Origin of the sequence: Streptomyces sp. NBC_00335, assembly GCF_036127095.1 — a bacterium.
Lineage (GTDB): Bacteria > Actinomycetota > Actinomycetes > Streptomycetales > Streptomycetaceae > Streptomyces.
The window spans coordinates 336,150-355,363 of the sequence record NZ_CP108006.1 but is presented as its reverse complement, the minus strand read 5'-3'; the positions used below and the strand labels follow the sequence as shown (position 1 = coordinate 355,363).

The following is a 19,214-nucleotide window of genomic DNA, read 5'->3' as shown; positions in this document are numbered from 1 at the left end:
TCACATGCACGACAACGACTCCACGCAAGGCCCGGCGCGCCGGGACGGTGCAGGGCACAAACGCAAGGTCCGTCCCCTGTACAAGGCGCTCGCCGCGGCGTCCGCACTGCTCCTGGGCGGCGCCGGGGTGGTGATCGCGGGCCAGGTGGCCTCCGCGGGCCAGGACCCGGCGCGGTCGGCGCCGGTGACGGCCACCATTGACTGCCCCGACGTCGGCGAGCGGCTGCGCGAGGTTCCCGATCAGGTGCGCGGCGAGGTGGACCGGGAACTCGCCGGTCTGGACACCCAGATCGCCGAGGCCTACCAGCGGCTCGCCACCGGCCGGGCGCCGGCGGACGCGCTGCTGGGCGAGCTGAAGGACCGGCGCGACACGTCGATCGGCCGGGTCTCCGAAGCGATCGGACGGACCGCCGCCCGCCCCGACGGGCTGGCGGAGCTGAGCGCCTGCGCGATGCGGGAGGCACCGGCCGCCGAGGAGGAGGCCGCCCGGGCCGGCGCGGACACCGTCCTGAAGGGAGGGCCGGCCCGCTCCGACTTCGTGGCCATCGGATCGGTGAAGCCGAACGTCCGGCGCCCGGACCCCAAGTCCGGTGCCTCCAAGGGCTCCTTCTCCGTGGAATGCGGCCGCAACGACGAGCGCCACCTCAACCCCGACAACGTGATCGTCGCCCCCGGGGTGAGCAACGGCGCCCACCACATGCACGACTACGTCGGCAACAAGACCACGGACGCCTTCTCCACCAACAACAGCCTCGCCGCCTCCGCGACCACCTGCACGAACGGAGACCTGTCCACCTACTACTGGCCGGTGCTGAGGCTGCGCGACGGCAAGGCCGAGCAGGACGCGGGAGCCCCCGGCGGCGGCCAGGACGCCAACGTGGGCACGATCCTGCGGCCCAAGCAGGTGACCATCCAGTTCAAGGGCAGCCCCGTCTCCCGGGTCACCGCCATGCCCCGCTTCCTGAGGATCATCACGGGCGACGCCAAGGCCTTCACCAACGGCCCGGCCAACGCCAACGCCTCGTGGAGCTGCACCGGCTTCGAAAACCGCCAGCTGAAGGACAAGTACCCGATCTGCCCCAAGGGCACCGACGTGGTACGGACGTTCGCCTTCCAGAGCTGCTGGGACGGAAAGAACACCGACAGCGCCAACCACCGCACCCACGTGGCCTTCGCCGCCCGCGACGGTTCCTGCCCGGCGGGCTTCAAGGCCGTCCCGCAACTGGTGCAGCGGATCGTCTACGCGACGCCCCCCGGCGCACGCTTCGCGGTGGACAGCTTCCCCGAGCAACTGCACAAGCCGGTCACCGACCACGGGGACTTCATCAACGTCATGCCGGACCAGCTGATGGCCCGGGCGGTGCGCTGCGTCAACGGCGGCCGCACCTGCCGCTGACCCGACGAGAGGCGGCGCCGGCCCCGAGGCACGTTCAGGGGCCGGCGCCGCCTCGCCTGCTCGTCCCTACAGGTCGAGCTGGTACTGGCGCGTCGTGTGCGTGGGCAGGTAGCCCAGGCTGTCGCTGATGTGTCTCATGTGCGTGTTGCTGTCGGCGGTGTCGGTCAGGAGGCCGCCGAGGTTCGGATGGTCCCCGTGGGCCTGTCGGATCGACTCGGCCTTCATCCATCGGCCGAGGCCGTGTCCGCGGTGCTCGGGCAGGACGCCGGTGCCGTAGTGCTGGGCATCACCTGTGCCGTCGCCGGGCACGACGAGTTCGGTGAACCCGGCGATCGAGCCGTTGGAGGTGTCGATGGCGACGACGGTGTGCAGGTGGTCGCCGCGCTGTTCGACCGCCTTGGCCGCAGCCCGGACCCGGTCCACGTCCCAGGCCGTGGTGCCGTGGTCGGTGTCCTCCATGGGCATGTCGTCCATGGCGCGACGTGAGTCGGCGAAGGTCTGGGCGAGATCGTCGGGGACGGTTCCCTGCCAGGACGCCAGCCGGTAGCCGGAATGCGGACGCTCGATGATCTCCGCCAGGGAGGGGATGTCCACATCGGCCAGGGGCAGGCGGGCGAACCTCAGAGTGAGGACCTTGCGGAAGCCGCGGGCCGCCAAGAAGTCGTCGCCGGGCGATCCGGCCCCGGCCTGCGCCACGACGCAGCGCCGGTTGTCGTCCCGGGCGGCGGCCACGGCAGTGTCGAGCAGCCGGGAGCCGACGCCCTCGCGGCGCTCCACGGGGTGGACGTGGAGGGTGAGTTCGGCCAAGTGCGCTTGTCCGCCGTCGAACAGGCGCAGAAAGGCCGTCCCGACAGGGTTGGCATCGGCGTCGGACGCCAGCCATGCAAGGCGCCGGCTGTGCGCCCCGTGAGCGGGGTCGGTCAGCGGCGTGATGTGGAGCGACAAGGTGTCTCCGTCGTGAGGAGGTGGCAAAGGTCAGTACGCGGGCTCAACTGCCGGGCACTCCTGCGCATGTGCTCCACACCTCCTCGTCGACGGTGCCGGTCCGGATCAACAGGGACGGCCGGGAGAACGTAGCCGGTCCGTCGGTTCCTCGGCAAAGGATTAACCGGAGGCCGGTGCGGCCGTGTCGTCACGGCCGTCCCTTGACGGCCGCGACCGGGACGGTGGCACGAGGCCGTCCTCGGCGAGCAGGCGCGCGGCGCGAGCCGTCACCGCTCGCGCAGGCGAGCGCGGTGGCGGCGGACGGCGTCGCGGCTGCCGCAGCGCGGTGAGCAGTACCGCTGGGTGCCGTTGCGCGAGGTGTCGACGACGACGTTCGTGCAGGGGTCGGCCGCGCACCGGCCGAGGCGGTTCATGCCGCGAGTCGTCAGGTGGAGGGCCGTGCCGACGCTGAACACGGCGTGCAGGACTCGCGCCAGGTCGTCGTCGACGTCGCGGTAGTGCAGGTGCCAGCCCTCGCCGTTGTGGTCGGTCAGGCGTGGATACGCGGTCGCGGTGGCCATCTGCTCGTTGAGGATCGCCGCCCGCTCGTCCGGGTCGCGGGCGTCGACGACCCGGATCCAGTCATCCAGCACCGCCCGGCAGCGGGCGTGATCGTCGGGCCGCTCGGGGAAGGGCATCGTCATGCCGAACTCGCGCGTCCGCTCGACGATCCCGGACCGGGTGCCGGGCCAGTCGTCGGCCAGGGAACGGGCGAGGAGCACGGCATACTCGCCGTAAGGGTTGAGGTGCATAAGGCCATTACATCAGGGTGGGGTCATGTCCCTCACCCCGTTGTCCTCACCCGTCCTCGGTGCGTCCGTCCTCGGAATGACACTCACCGCGCTGGTCATGGCCCTGACCCCCGGGCCCAACATGATCTACCTCGTTTCGCGCAGCATCAGCCAGGGGCGCGCCGCGGGGCTCGTCTCCCTGGCCGGCACCGGCGTCGGCTTCGTCGTCTACATGCTGATGGGCAACCTCGGCCTCGCGGTCGTGTTCGTCGCCGTGCCCTGGTTGTTCATCGGCTTCAAAGCCGCGGGCGTCCTCTATCTGGTCCACCTCGCCTGGCAGGCCCTGCGCCCCGGAGGGCGAGGGGTGTTCGAGGTCCGTGACGTTCCCCGTGACAGTCCGGCCCGACTCTTCCGCATGGGGCTGGTGACGAACCTGCTCAATCCCAAGGCCGCGATCATGTACCTGACCCTGATCCCGCAGTTCATCGACCCGCATCGCGGGAGTCCGACGGTGCAGGGCCTGACGCTCGGGTCGCTTCAGATCGCGGTGAGCCTGACCGTCAATGCCCTGATCGTCATCGGCGCCGGCGCCATCGCCACCTTCCTCGGGCGACGTCCCACCTGGGCCACCGTGCAACGCCGCATCACCGGGACCCTCCTGGGCACCGTGGCACTGCTCCTCGTCCGCGAGGTGCCTGCTCGCGCCCGGGTGGTCTGACGACCACCGTCGACGGATCCGAGGCCCTCCTGGGCGTCGCGCCCAAGAGGGCCTCACGTGAGAAACGAGGGGTGCTGCCCCATCATCTAGAGGCCGTTGACGCGGGCGATGCGGCCGTCGCCCGGAGACGGGCGGAAGTCGGCGGCCACCACGCGCGCCCGGCGGCTGCCGCGGACCGGCCGCAGCCGCACCTGGGCCATCAACCGGCGGCTGCGCAGCGCCAGTTCCAGTTCGAAGCGGGTGCGCGGGTCGCGCAGACCGGGCCCGAAGAGCTTCTCCAGCTGGCGCATCCGGTAGCGGACCGTCTGGGGGTGCACGCTGAGCGCCTTCGCCGCCTCGGGAGCTCCGCCGCCCTCCAGCCAGGCGAGCAGGGTCACTTCGAGCCGCTCGCTCTGGCGCGGGGTGAGGTCCGCCAGCGGCCGCAGCCAGCGCGCGGCGAGCGCGTGGGCCAGCGGCTCGTCCTGGAGGAGGAGCAGCGTCGAGAGGTGGTCGTCCACGAACACGGTCCGGGCGTCCGGCCCGGACCTGCTGTGCGCCGGGACCAGCGCGAGCAGACGTACCGCCCAGCGCAGGGAGGAGGCGGTGTCGCCCGGGGCCACCGGGTGGCCGACCACGGCGAGCCGGCCGCGCAGCGCGCCGTCCAGGGCGGTACGGGCCTCCGGGTCGGCGGTCGGGACGAGCAGGCAGGGCTGGCCCGCGACCATCCCGCCGAGGCAGTCGTCGAGGAGGGCCGCGAGCTGCTGAGTCTCGCCGGGCGAGGCCAGCGCCACCGCCCGTACGGCTACGGGGAGCGGCCATCCGGCCGGTCCGGCCAGCTCGGCCAGCTCGGCGAGGCCCGCTTCGCGGTGCGGGGTGTCACCCGTGAGCAGGGCGAAGAGCTCGCGCCGGGCCTGCTCACGGACCGAGCCGAAGCGTTGTAAGGGGACTGCTTGGAGCGGTGGCAACTCCCCTCCGCGAAAGGCCGGGTGCGGGTCCGGGTCCGAGTCGGGGTGGGCGTGGGCGTGTGGGTGGGGCCGGGCGTGCTCGGTTTCGAAGGCCGCGGCCGTCGGGGCGGTGGGTCCGGGGCCGGACCGGGGCTGCGCGTGGTCGTCAGACGGCTCCTGCGCGCGGGCCGGGTCGGCTCCGTCGGCCGCGCGGGTGGTCTCCCCGCACCCCGCGCCGCCGGCGCCCTCGCGGTAACCGAGGGCGGTGAGCAGGGCGCCCTCCATCCTCCGTCTGACCACCTCGTCGCCGATGTCCTCGACGAGCGCCGAGAATCCGGGGACGGTCTCCCGTAGCTCCTCCACCATCCCCGCCGCGAGCGTGGGCAGTTCCTTGCGCAGGACCCGGGTCCACTCGCCGCGGGGGCGGGACCAGATGCGGTTCAGAAGTTCGCACATTGTTACCTCGTTCAAGCCGGGGTATCGCCTGCCCCGTGGGACGGTGGCAAGCCCGCAGTCCCGCGGCATCGGCTCGATCGCCGTCGGGGAGGTGCGGCGGCGGATCAGGTGTCAACCCCGTCGCAACCGCACCACTGGAAGGGAATCTTCCGGGGATGTTCGATGCGATGGCTGTGCGAGGGCCAGAAATTATCACGTTTCGATAAATCCTGTGGAGCGCTTGCATACCTCCACGATGCTTCTGCACTCCGGCCCCCGCTCCCGGCCGGCGCGGTGGGCCAGGCGCCCATCTCCCGCCCGCCGAGGAGCGGTTACGACGTCGACCCCCGGGCGCCGAGCGCGAGGTGGAAGTGCTCGGGTCCGGACGTATGGGAGACCACATGCCCTTGCTCCAGCCCCGCCCGCCCGGCCGTTCGCACCGGGCCCGCCGCACGAGAGGCGGTACCCGACGCCACGCCGGAACGCCATCCGGGCCGGTAGCGGGCCCGGAATCCGGCCGCTCCGTGTCCGGCCCCGCATCCGCAGCCTTCTCCCCGACGGCGTCGACGCCGGCGACGCCGAGCGGCTCCGGCCGGCGGGCGGTGCGGCGTCCCCCGCTGCTGTCCGCCGCCGGGGGACCGCACCCCGCGGCCCTGGGCGCGGCGGGCCTCGCGGCCCTGGCCGCCCTGCTCGTGGCGGCCCGCGCCGGCGCGCTGACCCGCCTGTGGGACTTCCTCGACTACGCGGCCGGGGTGCTCTCGCTGGTCTCCCTGACCGGCGCCGTCCTGTGGGGCCTGGCGGCCACCGACCGCAGACTGCTCGCCTCCGGGCACCGGCTCGTCGCCCAAGCCGCGCACCGCGGCCTGGCCGTCGCCGGACTCGGCTTCCTCCTCCTGCACGTGTGGATCAAGGTCGCGCGCTCGCGGACCGACGCCGCCGCCGTGGTCCTGCCGTTCACGGACGGACAGCGCCCCCTGCTCATCGGCCTCGGCAGCCTGGCCGGATACGGGTTCGTCGCCGTGGCCGTCTCCGGAGCCGTCCGCGGCGCCTTCGCCACCCGGGGGCGGTCGCTGTGGTGGCGGGCCCTGCACATGGGTGCGTACCCGGCCTGGGGGGCCTCGCTGGTGCACGGACTCAAGTCCGGTCGCGCCGCCAGTGGTTGGGTGACCGTCGGGTACGCCCTGTGCCTGGTCGCCGTCGCCGGCCTGCTCGCGTTGCGGCTGCGCGCGAAGCTCCGTACGCTCGCCGCCGCGCGCCCGTCCGGCACGCCGGCCGCACCGGCCGAGCCGCCGGCGCCGTCCCCGCCGCACGCGCCGTCCGTACCGTCCCGGGTGCCCGGGCAGGCGCCGCCTCACCGGCCGGCGCCCTTCGTGCGCAGGCCGGCGGAGTGGGCGGCGGAGCTGCTGACCGCGCGCCTGACCCGGCAGCCCGGTGTCACGGTGTTCCCCGCCCGCCCGGAACGGGCAGCGGAGCCGTCCGCGGGGCCGCGCGTCCCGCCGCCGTCCGTCCCGCCGTCGCCCGGGCCGCTCGACGGCGTACGGAGCGGACGGTGAACGGCGGCTCCGGCACGCGGCCCGCCCTCGGCTGCGTGGGAGCGCCCCGGCTGCTGGCCGGACTCGACACCGCCGAGCGGCTGGACCGGGCCGGGCATCTGAGCGTGCACGGCGCGCTGCCCCGCTACCCCTCCGACGAACTCGTCGAACTCGCCGAGGGCATCGCCCTGGGCGGGCGCGGGGGAGCGGGCTTCCCCTTCGCCCGCAAGCTCCGGGCCGTCATCCGGTCCGCCCGGGGGCAGGACGGAAGCACCGCCGTGGTCGTCAACGGGACCGAAGGCGAACCGAGTTGCCTCAAGGACGCCGCCCTGCTCCTCTACGTGCCGCACCTCGTGCTCGACGGCGCGCTGGTGGCCGCCGCCGCGCTCGGTGCCGAGGACGTGGTCGTCGGCGTCACCCGGCCCGACGTGGAGCGCTCGCTCACCGAAGCCGTCGCCGAACGGGGACCGGCCGGGCGGCGGGTGCGTGTCGTCCGGCTCCCCGAACGCTTCGTCACGGGCGAGGGCAGCGCCCTCGTGAACGGCCTGGACGGCGGCGCCGCCGTACCCTCCGGGCACCGGACGCGGACCAGCGAGCGAGGACTCGGCGGCCTGCCCACCCTGCTGTCCAACGCGGAGACGTACGCACAGCTCGCCGTCGCCGCCCGCCTCGGCGCGCCCGCGTACGGCACGGCCGGACTGCCCGACGAACCCGGCACGACCCTGCTGACCGTCGCCGGGACGACCGTCGTCGAGGTGCCCCTGGGCACGTCCCTGGCGTACGTACTGGACCTGTGCGGCACCGTGCCCGGACAAGGGGTGCTGGTGGGCGGCTTCCACGGCCGCTGGCTGGACCCGGGGGCGGCGCGCGAGGCGCTGATCTCGCGGAAGTCGCTGGCGGCCTACGACGCGGTCCTGGGCGCCGGCGCGGTACTGCCGCTACCCGAGGACACGTGCCCGGCGGGCGAGGTGGCCCGGGTCGCGCGCTGGCTGGCACGGGAGTCGGCGGGCCAGTGCGGACCGTGCGTACGGGGCCTGCCCTCGCTCGCCGACGCCGTGGAACGGCTCGTGGCCGGCGGGGGCGGGGCGGCCCTCGACGCCGTACAGGCCCGGATGCGGGGGGTGCGCGGCCGGGGAGCCTGCTCACACCCGGACGGCACCTCCTCGTTCGTGGCCTCTGCGCTGGCCGTCTTCCCCGACGAGTTCCGTGACCATGCGCTGGGCAGCGGCTGTGGACGGCGCGTGCTGGGCGCCCTGCCGCTGCCCGCGGACGAGAGCCCCGAACGGCTCGTCGTGGACTGGACGTTGTGCAAGGGGCACGGCCTCTGCGTGGACCTTCTCCCCGATGTCGTGCGCCTCGACGAGGACGGATATCCGGCACGCGGCGTCATGCCGGTGCCCGGCCCCTTGCGGCCGAAAGCACTGCGTGCGGTGCGCCGTTGCCCGGCGCTCGCGCTCCGCATCCAGGAATGAGTTCACGCTTTGGCGTGATCTGACAAATTCCCGCGCCATTGATTACGGCGGTCCCCGCAGCCCTTATGAATATCCCGACGGAAGCGCGCCGGATGGAAATCTAAGGAGAGAACTCCCATGGGCAACAGGAACCGGGCGACCACGGCCGCCGCCGGATCGATGCTGACGGTGCTTCTGCTGGCGTCGGGATGCGGCAGCGAGGACGGGGGCGCCCGTACGGTGACCGTCCGGGCGGCGGGAGCGGAACGGGCTGTGGGGCACGGCGCCGGGGACGGCAAGGGCTACGGAGCGGGGTCGGAGGCGGACACGGGCACGGAGGCGGAGGCGGACGCCGATGCCGACGCCGGTTCGGGCGCGGACCCCGCCGACGCGGACGCGACCCCGGCCGGCAGGCTGGCGGTCAGGGAGATCCCCGAGGTCGGCAGCGCGGTCACCGACGCGGCCGGAGCCACGCTCTACCGGTTCGACAAGGACACCGCCCGGCCGTCCCGGTCGAACTGCGAGGACGCCTGCGCCACCCTCTGGCCCCCGGTCCCGGCGGACGGGGCCCAGGCCCCGGCCGGCATCGACGCAGGGCTGCTCGGCTCGGTCGAGCGGTCCGACGGTACCCGCCAGCTCACGCTCGCGGGGTGGCCCGTGTACCGGTACGCGAAGGACACCGGGCCGGGCGACGCGAAGGGCGAGGGCGTCGGCGGCACCTGGCGCGCACTGGCGCGGGACGGAGGAAAGGCGGCGGAGGCGGAGCCGGAAAAGGAATCCGCACCGCTCTCCGCCGTGGAGGACGCGAAACTCGGAAAGCTCATGGTGGACTCCCGGGGGCGCACCCTCTACCGGTTCGGAAAGGACAGCGCCTGGCCGATGAAATTCGGCTGCCTCGATTCCTGTTTGGACACCTGGAAGCCCGCAGAACCCGTAGAAGGGGAAAAGGCCGTCGGAATTCCCGCAGGACTGGTCGGCTCCGTACAACGTCCCGACGGAACCCGCCAATTGACGATCGACTGCTGGCCGGTCTACCTCTTCACCGGAGACACCGCACCGGGCCAGACCAACGGACACGGCCTGCAGGGACTCTGGTTCGCGGTGGACGACGCGGGCAAGAAGATCCCGGCGGCGGGCTGACCGGCCGTGCCCGGCACGGGAAACGGGGCACGACGCGTGCCCCGCGCGATCGCCTTGCTCGCCACCCTCCTCTGCGTCGGCTGCACCGCGGGCGCGGGAGGTACGGGAGGAGCAGGCAGCGCGGGCGGCGCCGGGGGGCGAGCGGCGCCCCCGCCCCCCGCCCCCGAGCAACTGGACCGGATCGCGGCCGCCCTGGGCTGCGTCCCCGAGGTGACGGTCGACGCGCAGGAGGTGCGCGAGGGCGCCTGCGCAGTGGACGCGCAGGCCTTCCGGCTCGCCACCTTCAGTACGGCGCAGGGCCGCTCCGCCTGGCTGGCGGAGTCCCGGCAGTACGGTGGCACGTACCTCGTCGGAGAGCGCTGGATCATCACGGCGCCCTCGGCGGACGCCCTGGCCCCGGCCCGCGCCCGCCTCGGCGGAACCCTGGAATCAGCCCCCGCGCACCCCCACGGCGGCGCTCACCCCCTGGTGATCCTGACCACGCCGGTCTCGGTGCCCTGGTAGAGGGTGCCGTCCGGGCCGGTGGTGCCGGTCATCCGCAGCGGGTTGCAGACCAGCCCGATGCCCAGGAACGAGCTGGTGAGCTGCGCTCCCGTGGCCGGGTCGAGCACCGCGTGGTGGTACGAGGCGAAGGTTTCGAGGCCGGCGGGCTGCCCAGGAGGCGCTGCACCGGGGCCCGGGCGTCCTGATTACAGTGAGATCACCGCCGTGCCGCGCGGAACGCCAAGGGGGCGGGCCGCCGGACCGGCAAAGCCTGGAATGGAGCCGCAGATGGAGAGTCCCAGCCGTACCGCGCTGATCGAGGACCTGATGGGGCGCTTCCCGCACGTGCCCCGGGAAGCCGTGATCAAGGAAGACCTCCTGCGGGGCGGCATGGCCTTCGACGAGTCCGCGCTCAGCGGGGGCGCCGACGGGTCTTCGGGCGACATCAAGCCCAAGTCGTACTTCATCTTCTCCTTCGACCACCGCACCCTCCCGGAGCTCGGCGCCGCAGCGCTGAACCGGCCCCCGGAGGAGATCGTGCTCACCGGCGGCCCGTACGAGCTGCGCCGCACCGTGGTCTCCGTACGGGTCAACCCGGACTCCCCGTACGTCGTGCGCGGCGGGGAGGACGGCGCGCTCGGCCTGTACCTGGACGGCGTACGGATCTCGGACGTCGGCCTGCCGCCGATGCCGGAGTACTACAAGCACAAGCTGTCCAACGGCAAGTCGGTGATGGAGGTCGCGCCGACCATCCAGTGGGGCTACCTCATCTACCTGACGGTCTTCCGGGTGTGCCAGTACTTCGGCGCCAAGGAGGAGTGCCAGTTCTGCGACATCAACCACAACTGGCGCCAGCACAAGGCGGCCGGCCGCCCCTACACCGGGGTGAAGCCGGTCGAGGAGGTGCTGGAGGCGCTGGAGATCATCGACCGGTACGACACGGCGGGCATCTCCCGGGCCTACACCCTCACGGGCGGCTCGATCACCTCCCAGGTCGGCGGCCGTGACGAGGCCGACTTCTACGGCCAGTACGCGCAGGCCATCGAGGAGCGCTTCCCCGGCCGCTGGACGGGCAAGGTCGTCGCGCAGGCCCTGCCGCGCGACGCCGTGCAGCGCTTCCACGACCACGGCGTCAAGATCTACCACCCCAACTTCGAGGTGTGGGACGAGTACCTGTTCAAGCTCCACTGCCCGGGCAAGGAGCGCTACGTCGGCCGCGACGAATGGCACCGCAGGATCCTGGACTCCACCGAGGTGTTCGGCCCGCGCAACGTGATCCCGAACTTCGTGGCGGGCATCGAGATGGCCGAGCCCTTCGGCTTCACCAAGGTGAGCGAGGCGATCGCGTCGACCCAGGAGGGCCTGCGGTTCTTCATGTCGCACGGTGTCGTCCCGCGCTTCACCACCTGGTGCCCGGAGCCGACGACCCCGCTGGGCAAGGCCAACCCGATGGGCGCGCCCCTCGAATACCACGTCCGCCTGCTGGAGACCTACCGCGCGACGCTGGAGGAGTTCGGCCTGAGCTCCCCGCCCGGCTACGGTCCGGCCGGTCCCGGGCGCGCGGTGTTCTCCGTCTCCTCCTTCATGGACAGCCTGGAGGGGCTGGAGGCGACGGAGGAGACCGCCTCCTGACCGACGGCCCTCAGATGTCGAGCACCAGGTCCGAGGTCGGCAGGGACTGACAGGTCAGGACGTCGGTGTCGGGCAGGTCCTCCGAGGGGGTCACCAGGTGCGCCGCCGTGCCCCCCAGCACGCCGCACGCACAGCTCTCGCACTGCCCGACCCGGCAGCCGCTCGGCATCGCGACCCCGGCCGCCTCGCCCAGGGCGAGGAGCGGTCCGTCGTTCTTGCGCCAGACGGCGCTGCGTCCGGACCGGGCGAAGGTGACGGTGTACTCGGCGTCGTCGGGCACGGTTACCTCCCGCCGGGCCGGGCGGAACTTCTCGCTGAACACCTCGAAGCGGGGGACGCCGCGCGCGATCAGGGCGCCGGTGAGGGCGTCGAGCATGGGCTGTGGTCCGCACATGTAGAAGCGGGCGCGGCGTGCGATGAGGCCGGGGTCGATGTCGTCGACGGTGATGAACCCGGTGCGGTCGTAGTCCCGGCCGGGGACGTCGTCCGTACCGGGAGCGGCGTAGTGGTCGACGACCGTGAGGGCCGGTATGCGGGCGGCCAGTTCGCGCAGCCGGTCCCGGAAGGGGTGGTCGGCCGCGTTGTTGTTGCCGTAGTGCAGGACGACCTCGGGGACCGTGCCGCCGGTGGCGGCGAGGGTTTCGAGGTAGCTGAGGAACGGGGTGATGCCGATGCCGCCGGCGAGCAGCACGACCGGGTTGCCGGTGTGCGTGGGGAGGGCGAAGACGCCTCCCGGGCTCGCCAGGTGGAGCCGGTCCCCGGCCTTGAGCTCCTCGTGGATCCGGGTGGAGAAGGCTCCGCCGGGGATGTGGCGTACGGCGAGCCCGTAGTCGGTGCGGCCGGCCGCGAGGGCGGGCCCGGTGAGGGAGTAGCTGCGGCCGTCGGCCGGATCCTGGACGGTGCCGTCCGGGTTCTCGGCGCGGACGGTCAGGTGCTGGCCGGGCCGGAAGTTCGGCAGGGCTCCGCCGTCCTCGGGGGCGATCCGTAGGGCGCGTATGCCGGGGCTCACCTCGGTGAGGGCCGTCACGGTGAAGGGGCGGGTTCCGGTCCAGGCGCCGTCTCCGGGTACGGGGCTGATCCGGCAGGCCGCAGCCCGCATCGGTGCGGAGCCGCTGAGCGGGTCGGTCTCGGCGTGGTCGATGAGCCGGTTGAAGTTGCTGCCCGTGGCGGCGGTCGGGTCGGCGCCCGGGAGGGCGAGGTCGGTGGCCTCCTGCCACCAGCCGTACTCGCCCACGACGACGGAGGGGTGCAGGGAGTCGTCGAAGCGGGCCCGCAGCCGGATCGAGCCGAGGCGCGTGGCGAGCTCCACCCACTGGCCCTCGCCGATGCCGTGGGCGGCGGCCGTCTGCGGGTGCAGGTCCACCGAGGGGTCGGTGGCCCGGCGGCGCAGCGAGGTGAGCGACCTCTGCTGGCTGTGGACGAAGTACCCGTGCTTGGCGCAGGTCAGCACGAGCGGGTACGCGGCGTCCGTGGGCGCGGGGTCGTGGTGCTCGGGCGCCGCCGGATACCCGTGCTCCAGCAGCCGCTCGGAGTACAGCTCCACGCGCCGGGTGGGCGTGGCGAAGCCGGTCACCGTGTCCGCGTCGCCCCGTACGGGGGCGGCGTACTTGCGGTAGGACTCCTCGCGGGGCACCCGGACGCCGCCCGGTCGGCCGCGCAGCTCCTCGACGGTCAGGCCCAGCGGTTCGAGCTGCCAGTTCCAGGCGGCCTCGATGTCTCCTTCGAAGAACTCCCCGCCCATGCCCAGACGGCAGGCGAGGTCGAAGACGAACTCGGTGTCGCTGCGGGACTCGCCCTGCGGCTCCACCATCCGGGGCCGGAGCTGGACCTGCTCCTGGGCCCGGTGGCTGACCTCGAAACCGAAGCGCAGGGCCTCGTGCTCGTAGGAGCTGTTGACCGGCAGGACGATGTCGGCGCTGCTGCTGGTCGGGTTGTGGAAGAGGTCGAGGTGGACCTGGAAGTCGAGCGCGGCCAGCGCCCGGGCGGTGCGGTCGGAGTCGGGCTGGGCGACGACGAGGTTCGATCCGAAGCCGACGAGGGCGCGGACGGGGTAGGGCCGGCCCGTCTCGATGGCGGTGCACAGGTCGCCGGAGTTGATGTAGCCGAAGGCCGGCGGGCCCAGCGGGTGCTTGTCGAGCCCGAGGGCCTTGGCGCGCTGTTCGGGGGCGAACTGGGCGAAGGAAGCAGCCGGGTTGTAGGGCGGGGCGGGGACGACGTGGTTGCCGCCCGGGGCGTCGTAGGAGCCGGTCAGCGCGTAGAGGGTGGCCAGGGCACGCTCGGTCTGCGCGGCGTTCGCGCTCTGCCCCACTCCGGTCCACCCGTAGTAGGTGACCGAGGGCGCGGCCGCGATCTCCGCGGCGAGCGCGCGGATCTCCCGCTCGGGGATCCAGGTGGTGGCGGCGACCCTGTCCGGAGTCCAGGCCGCGCAGGCGGCGGCGTACCGCTCGAAGGCGGGCGCGCAGTCGACGACCGAGCCGTCGCGGAGGGGGATCGGGCGGGTGCCGCGCAGCGCGAAGCGCTCCGGACGGTGGGCTGCGCGCGCGGTGTCGTACGCCTCGGCCCGGCCGGTCACCTCGTCGAAGACGGCGAAGCCCGGGAGATCCGGGGTGATGCCGGGGAGCTCGTCCGCGCGCAGGAACCGTCCGGTGTCGGCGCGGACGAGGAGGGGGCCGTTGGTCCAGGCGCGCACGAAGGCCGCGTCGTAGCCCTCGTCGGCGATGAGCAGGTGGGCGAGGCCCAGGGCGAGCGCGGCGTCGGTGCCGGGCCGGACCCGCAGCCAGTGGTCGGCCCGCAGCGCGCTGGTGGAGCGGCGCGGGTCCACGACGGCGAGCTTGGTGCCGGTCGCCTGGGCGGCGGAGAGGGCGGCGGACTGGGCGAGCCAGGTCTTGGCCGGGTTGAAGCCCCACAGCAGGGCGAGGTCGGCGTTCGCGTAGTCGGGCGGCGGGATCGGCGAGCCGAAGGTGAAGGCGTGCGCGAAGTCCTTGTGCCAGTTGCAGATCTCCGCGCTGTACACCGTGTTCGGGCTGCCGAAGAGGCGTACGAAGCGCTCGATCCACTCGGTGGCGTCCGAGACCATCGTCCCCGAGGGCGTGGCCACGGCGAAGGCCACCGATTCCGGGCCGCTCTCGGCGGCGATCGCCCCGATCTTCGCGGCGATCTCTTCCATCGCCTCGTCCCAGGAGACGGGCACCCAGCCCGGGTCCGGGTCGGTCTTGGGGTTGGTCCGGCGCAGCGGGGTGGCCAGCCGGTTCGTACTGTGCGCGATCTCGGGGGCGGAGCGGCCCTTGGGGCACATCGCGGTGCCGGTGGGATGGTCGGGGTCCGGTCGGACGCCGGTCAGGCGGCCGTCCTCGATGGTGAAGATCGCGCCGCAGCGCGACTTGCAGAGGGTGCAGAACCCTCGCTTCTCCTCGGACACGACATCCTCCTGGCTCGAAGACCTCCCTCCATTGGACAGTCCGGCGTACGGCACTGACCAGCGGCGATGGTCGCGAACGGAGCAGCACAGGACCCGCCCGGCCGGGACCTTCGCCCCGGGCCGAACGGGCCGTTCGCGCTGCTCGCGGGAGGTTCAGGGGTGTCGCTTCTGCACCAGGCGGAAGGCGGCGTAGAGGACGGCGGCGGCCAGGACGAGGACGATGGAGGTTTCGATGAGCTGGGTCGGCCAGTAGTGGGAGGTGGGGTGGAAATCGGCGTAGGAAGCGGTGGCGTCCATGTCGTCGCGGCAGCCCCCGGAGGTCGGGGGCTCCGGGAAGCAGCGGTACCCCGACGCGCGCTCGCCGGTGGTAAGGGTGAGTCCTGTGCCCATGTTCTTGGCGGAGGGCGGCAGGAGCGAGTCCGCGTCCACAGTGTAGGGAGCGGTAACGGCTACTACGGGAAGGAAGGACCACCGCAGTGCGCTGAGAACGAGCAGGACGAGACCGGTCAGGAGGCCGGCGACCGCCATGGCGGGCAGGGTCCGCCGGACCAGCTGACCGACGAGGGCTGCGATGGCCACGCCGAGCAGGCAGTAGGCGACGAGTACCGGGCCGGTGGCCGCGTACACCCCGCGCTCGTACCAGTAGAGCTCGTAGGTGTCGGAAACCTGGGTCCATCCGAGGCGGTAGATCCCGATCAGGGCGAGGGAGCCGAGCACGGAGACCGCGGCCGCAACCAGCACCTTCGACCCGAGCCAGGCCTTCGCCGTCGTGGACTGGGTGAGGGCGAGCCGCCAGGTCCCGCTCTCCAGCTCGCGGGCGATCATGGGACCGGCGACGAAGGCTCCCACCAGCAGCGGGAGGAACACCAGGACCCTGGTCGCGGACTGCATGTATCCCCGGAGCAGGTCGTATCCCGGGGTCAGGAGCGGCCGGTGCATCGCGTCGTAGGTTGGGTACGCGCTCCACACGCGCAGCGCGACCATCACGACGAGGCCCACGGCGAGGAGGATGGGCACCGCCCACAGCACGCGCCGGTGCTGGCGGGCCGCCACCCAATACGGCCCCTTCAGCGTCAGCGTGCTCATGCCGGCACCCCCTCGGTGACATCGGTGTCCACGGCGAGCGCCGGGGCTTCGGGCGCGCGCAGATGGGCGAGCAAGAGTTCCTCCAGGGACGGATGGGTCGTCTGCCAGGTGCCGCTGTCGATCGGGCCCCGCGGCCGTACGAGCGCCGTGAGCTGGCGGCCCGTCGTGCGGGCCTCGACGACGGTGTGGGATGCGGAGAGTTCGTCGAGGGCGGCGGCGGGGCCGGTGAGCAGCAGGTGCGCGGCGCCGACCTCGTCGATGGGGCCGGCGAGGCGGACCCGGCCGCCGTCCACCAGCAGGAGGTGGTCGCAGGCGCCCTCCAGCTCGGTGAGGATGTGCGAGGACATCACCACCGAGGTGCCGTTCTCGGCGGCGTCGGCCATCAGCGTGCCCATGAGCCGGTGCCGGGCGAGCGGATCGAGGTCGGCCATCGGCTCGTCGAGCAGGAGCAGGCCCGGGCGTTTGCCGAGGGCCAGGGCCAGGGCGACCCGGGTGCGCTGCCCGCCGGAGAGGGTACGGACCTTCGCGTGCGGGTCGAGGTCCCCCGCCTCCACGATCTGTTCCGCCCTGCTCGCGTCCCAGCGGCCGGGGTTGAGCTCGCTGCCCATGCGCAGCGTCTCGCCCACGGTGAGCTGCGGGTAGAGCGGCTTTTCCTGTGCCACGAAGGCCAGTTCCTCGCGCGGCACCGAGCGGAGGTGGCCCTCCGTCGCGGAAACGAGCCCCGCGGCGATCGCCAACAGGGTCGACTTTCCAGCCCCGTTGGGTCCTACGAGTGCACAGACCCGGCCTTCGGGCAGCCGGAAGGTGCAGTCGCGCAGCGCCCACCTTCCCCGGCGTCCGTAGCGCAGGCCGAGGCCGTCCGCCTCGATCACGGTGTGCGTCATGCGCGTTCGTCCCCCTTGAAGTGCTCTTCCAGTACGGCCGAGAAGAGCGCGGCCGCGTCGTCCCGCTCCATCCCGGCCTCCCGGGCCCGCCGCGCCCAGTCGGCGAGTTCGGCGCGCAGCGGCGACTCCGCCGGCGCGCCGCCCAGGGACTTGCGGATGAAGGTGCCCAGGCCCCGCTTCGCCTCGACGAGCCCCTCGCGTTCCAGCTCGCGGTAGGCCTTGAGGACGGTGTTCGGGTTGATGGCGGTGGCCTCGACGACCTCGCGCGCGGTCGGCAGTTTGTCGCCCGGCTCCAACAGGCCCAGGCGCAGGGCCTGTTTGGTCTGCTGGACGATCTGCAGGTACGTGGCGATGCCGCTACGCCGGTCGATGCGGTACTCGAGCACGACAACACCACCCTTTCACTAGGCAAGTAGTGAAAGGGTGGTGCAGGAGGGTGCTTCTGTCAACAGTCCTCCGCTACCTCACCGCGAACGCCGGGTCCGGAATCGAGCGGCGCAGCACCGGCGCGATCCGTGACTGGAACAGTGCCAGGGAGTCCCGGTGTTGGGCCTCGGTCAGCCCCCCGGGCTCGGCCTGGAGGTGCAGGACCGTGTGGCCGAACTCCTCGTGGTAGCGGTGCACCTTCTCGATCACCTGCTCGGGGCTGCCGATCAGTGCCGAACTCCGCTCGACGAAGTCCTCCAGGGTCGGGAACACCGGATCCAGCCCCTGCGCGGCGTGGGCCGCGAGGTACCGGGCGAACGCCGGCCGGTACGCGGCGACCGCCTGCTGCGAGGTGGGCGCCGTGTGGAAGCCCGCCGTGCCCGCTCCCACGACCGCGTGCGCCGGATCGTGTCCGTAGTGCTCCCAGCGCTCGCGGTAGTGGCGGATCAACGCGGCGTACGGGCCGATGGGATGGGTGACGTTCGCGGAGAAGAGCGGGTCGCCGTAGCGCGCCGCGAGATCCACGGACTCCCGGCTCGTGGCGCTTCCGTGCCAGACCCGCAGCGTCTTCTGGTACGGCCGGGGCAGCACCTCGGCGCCGGTCAGCGCGGGCCGGAAGCGAGGCTGCGCCGTCACCTTGTCCTCGCTCCAGATCTGCCGGAACAGCTCGTAGCCCTCGGAGTTGCGCTCCCACTGGTCCTCGGGGGTCACGTCGAACAGCTCGCGCTGCGCGGTGCCGTTCCCCTTGCCGATCATCAGCTCCAGCCGGCCGTCGCTGAGGTGGTCCAGCGTCGCGTAGTCCTCGTACGCCCGCACCGGGTCGAGCAGGCTCAGGGTGGTCACGGCGGTGTAGAGCCGGATGCGGCGGGTCAGGGCGGCGATGTGGGAGAGCACCACGGGCGGCGAGGACGACAGGAACGGCCGCTCGTGGCGCTCACCCACCCCGAAGCCGTCGAAGCCGAGCTCATCCGCCAGCAGCGCCGCGTCGACGACCTGCCGGAACCGCTCGCGCGTGGGGGTCGGAGCGCCCGTCGCCGGATCCGTGCCGTCCGTGATCAGGGTGATGGCCAGGAATTTCACGTCGGCGCTCCTCGGAAAGGGCATGCCCGGAATACGGGACGCGGAAATGTCGGGAGTATGAAAAGAACTCGGAATTGTTAAATACGTGTGGCTGCAATGTCATCCGTGTCGTCTGCGCTGCCCGGAGCCCGGAAGGCCATGAAGAAGGGCCTGTGGCGCACGGTGAAACCGATCGACTCGTAGAGGCGGATGGCGCCGGTGTTCTCGGCGGCCGTGTGCAGGAACGGCACGTCTCCCCGGTCCCGGATGCCCGCGGCGACGGCGCGGACCAGGCGCGTCGCCAGGCCCCGGCCGCGGAAGCCGGGATGGGTGCAGACCGCGCTGATCTCCGTCCAGCCGGGCGGCCGCAGCCGTTCCCCGGCCATGGCCACCAGCCGGCCCCGGTGCCGGATGCCGAGGTACGTGCCCAACTCGACGGTGCGGGGCAGGAAGGGCCCCGGCTTCGTCAGCTCGATCAGCTCCAGCACCTCGGGCACGTCCGCGGGCCCGAGCAGCACCGCCTCGGGGGCGGGCTCGGCGCGCAGCGAGGTGTCGACGAGCTGGACCCCCGGGGTGGACCCGACGGTCTCCCAGCCGGGGGGCGGGGTCAGCACCCCGGAGAGCGCGACGATCCCGTCGGAGCCGGCCAGGGAGCGCAGCGCGTCCCAGGACCGGGGGTCGGCCGGATCGGAGATCGCGGAGAACACGGCGACGTCCGGGGCGTAGCGGGCGGCGCGGCCGCCGGCCCGCACGGCGAAGGCCGCGTGCGCGCCGGACAGCGAGGCCCAGGCCGGGTTGTCGAGGACGTGCGGGGCCGCCGGGGCCGCCGGGATCCCTGAGGTCACCGGGCTCGGGGTGGTGGTGCTCGTGCTCATGGGGGCGGAACCCTCCTTCCGTGGGGTGCCCGGGCCGGGGA

Annotated in this window: 17 protein-coding genes; 7 read left to right on the top strand and 10 right to left on the bottom strand. The window is 72.8% G+C overall.

Annotated features, from left to right (window positions below; translation table 11 throughout):
• Positions 1-4 precede the first annotated feature (4 nt).
• On the top strand, positions 5-1,396 hold the full coding sequence (locus OHA37_RS01625; protein ID WP_266901653.1) for a DUF1996 domain-containing protein: 1,392 nt from the start codon (positions 5-7) through the stop codon (positions 1,394-1,396).
• A 66-nt stretch (positions 1,397-1,462) separates the two neighbouring features.
• On the opposite strand, the gene OHA37_RS01620 is transcribed toward OHA37_RS01625, so the two are convergent.
• On the bottom strand, positions 1,463-2,341 hold the full coding sequence (locus OHA37_RS01620; protein ID WP_266901651.1) for a GNAT family N-acetyltransferase: 879 nt from the start codon (positions 2,339-2,341) through the stop codon (positions 1,463-1,465).
• Positions 2,342-2,607: 266 nt separating this feature from the next.
• Positions 2,608-3,132: a CGNR zinc finger domain-containing protein gene (locus OHA37_RS01615; protein ID WP_266901649.1), complete on the bottom strand. Its 525-nt coding sequence runs from the start codon at positions 3,130-3,132 to the stop codon at positions 2,608-2,610.
• Positions 3,133-3,157: 25 nt separating this feature from the next.
• On the opposite strand from OHA37_RS01615, the gene OHA37_RS01610 reads away from it, so the two are divergent.
• The gene (locus tag OHA37_RS01610; protein WP_266901647.1) at positions 3,158-3,829 is read left to right on the top strand and encodes a LysE family translocator; all 672 of its coding nucleotides are present in this window, start codon (positions 3,158-3,160) and stop codon (positions 3,827-3,829) included.
• An 86-nt stretch (positions 3,830-3,915) separates the two neighbouring features.
• On the opposite strand, the gene OHA37_RS01605 is transcribed toward OHA37_RS01610, so the two are convergent.
• Positions 3,916-5,208, bottom strand: coding sequence for a PucR family transcriptional regulator (locus tag OHA37_RS01605; protein WP_266901645.1), 1,293 nt, complete (start codon positions 5,206-5,208; stop codon positions 3,916-3,918).
• A 503-nt stretch (positions 5,209-5,711) separates the two neighbouring features.
• Here OHA37_RS01605 and OHA37_RS01600 point away from each other — a divergent pair.
• From OHA37_RS01600 to OHA37_RS01585, 4 genes are all read left to right on the top strand, one after another.
• On the top strand, positions 5,712-6,740 hold the full coding sequence (locus tag OHA37_RS01600; protein WP_266901643.1) for a hypothetical protein: 1,029 nt from the start codon (positions 5,712-5,714) through the stop codon (positions 6,738-6,740).
• On the top strand, positions 6,737-8,191 hold the full coding sequence (locus OHA37_RS01595) for an NADH-quinone oxidoreductase subunit NuoF family protein (RefSeq protein ID WP_266901641.1): 1,455 nt from the start codon (positions 6,737-6,739) through the stop codon (positions 8,189-8,191). Before OHA37_RS01600 ends, OHA37_RS01595 begins: the two co-directional genes overlap by 4 nt.
• A 117-nt stretch (positions 8,192-8,308) precedes the next feature.
• On the top strand, positions 8,309-9,310 hold the full coding sequence (locus OHA37_RS01590) for an SCO0930 family lipoprotein (protein WP_266901639.1): 1,002 nt from the start codon (positions 8,309-8,311) through the stop codon (positions 9,308-9,310).
• 36 nt (positions 9,311-9,346) lie between these two features.
• Entirely contained in the window at positions 9,347-9,814 is a 468-nt protein-coding gene (locus OHA37_RS01585) for a hypothetical protein (protein WP_266901637.1), read from the top strand.
• On the opposite strand, the gene OHA37_RS01580 is transcribed toward OHA37_RS01585, so the two are convergent.
• Entirely contained in the window at positions 9,769-9,921 is a 153-nt protein-coding gene (locus OHA37_RS01580; RefSeq protein WP_266901635.1) for a hypothetical protein, read from the bottom strand. The genes OHA37_RS01585 and OHA37_RS01580 overlap by 46 nt on opposite strands.
• 160 nt (positions 9,922-10,081) lie before the next feature.
• Between OHA37_RS01580 and OHA37_RS01575 the strand changes: the two genes are divergently transcribed.
• Positions 10,082-11,425 (top strand): radical SAM protein, encoded by a 1,344-nt coding sequence (locus OHA37_RS01575; RefSeq protein WP_266901633.1) that lies wholly within the window; start codon positions 10,082-10,084, stop codon positions 11,423-11,425.
• A 10-nt stretch (positions 11,426-11,435) separates the two neighbouring features.
• On the opposite strand, the gene OHA37_RS01570 is transcribed toward OHA37_RS01575, so the two are convergent.
• The 6 genes from OHA37_RS01570 to OHA37_RS01545 all read right to left on the bottom strand — a co-directional run bounded on the left by OHA37_RS01570 (position 11,436) and on the right by OHA37_RS01545 (position 19,173).
• Entirely contained in the window at positions 11,436-14,843 is a 3,408-nt protein-coding gene (locus tag OHA37_RS01570) for a molybdopterin-dependent oxidoreductase (protein ID WP_266901631.1), read from the bottom strand.
• A 153-nt stretch (positions 14,844-14,996) separates the two neighbouring features.
• Positions 14,997-15,929, bottom strand: coding sequence for an ABC transporter permease (locus OHA37_RS01565; protein ID WP_266901629.1), 933 nt, complete (start codon positions 15,927-15,929; stop codon positions 14,997-14,999).
• Positions 15,926-16,813 (bottom strand): ABC transporter ATP-binding protein, encoded by an 888-nt coding sequence (locus OHA37_RS01560; RefSeq protein ID WP_266901627.1) that lies wholly within the window; start codon positions 16,811-16,813, stop codon positions 15,926-15,928. Before OHA37_RS01560 ends, OHA37_RS01565 begins: the two co-directional genes overlap by 4 nt.
• Positions 16,810-17,199, bottom strand: coding sequence for a GntR family transcriptional regulator (locus OHA37_RS01555; protein ID WP_266901625.1), 390 nt, complete (start codon positions 17,197-17,199; stop codon positions 16,810-16,812). The genes OHA37_RS01560 and OHA37_RS01555 overlap by 4 nt, the downstream gene beginning before the upstream one ends.
• Positions 17,200-17,272: 73 nt before the next feature.
• Positions 17,273-18,319 carry an LLM class flavin-dependent oxidoreductase gene (locus OHA37_RS01550; RefSeq protein WP_266901623.1) on the bottom strand — a complete coding sequence of 349 codons (1,047 nt, stop codon included), beginning with the start codon at positions 18,317-18,319 and terminating at the stop codon, positions 17,273-17,275.
• 77 nt (positions 18,320-18,396) lie between these two features.
• Positions 18,397-19,173 carry a GNAT family N-acetyltransferase gene (locus tag OHA37_RS01545; RefSeq protein ID WP_266901621.1) on the bottom strand — a complete coding sequence of 259 codons (777 nt, stop codon included), beginning with the start codon at positions 19,171-19,173 and terminating at the stop codon, positions 18,397-18,399.
• Positions 19,174-19,214: the final 41 nt, after the last annotated feature.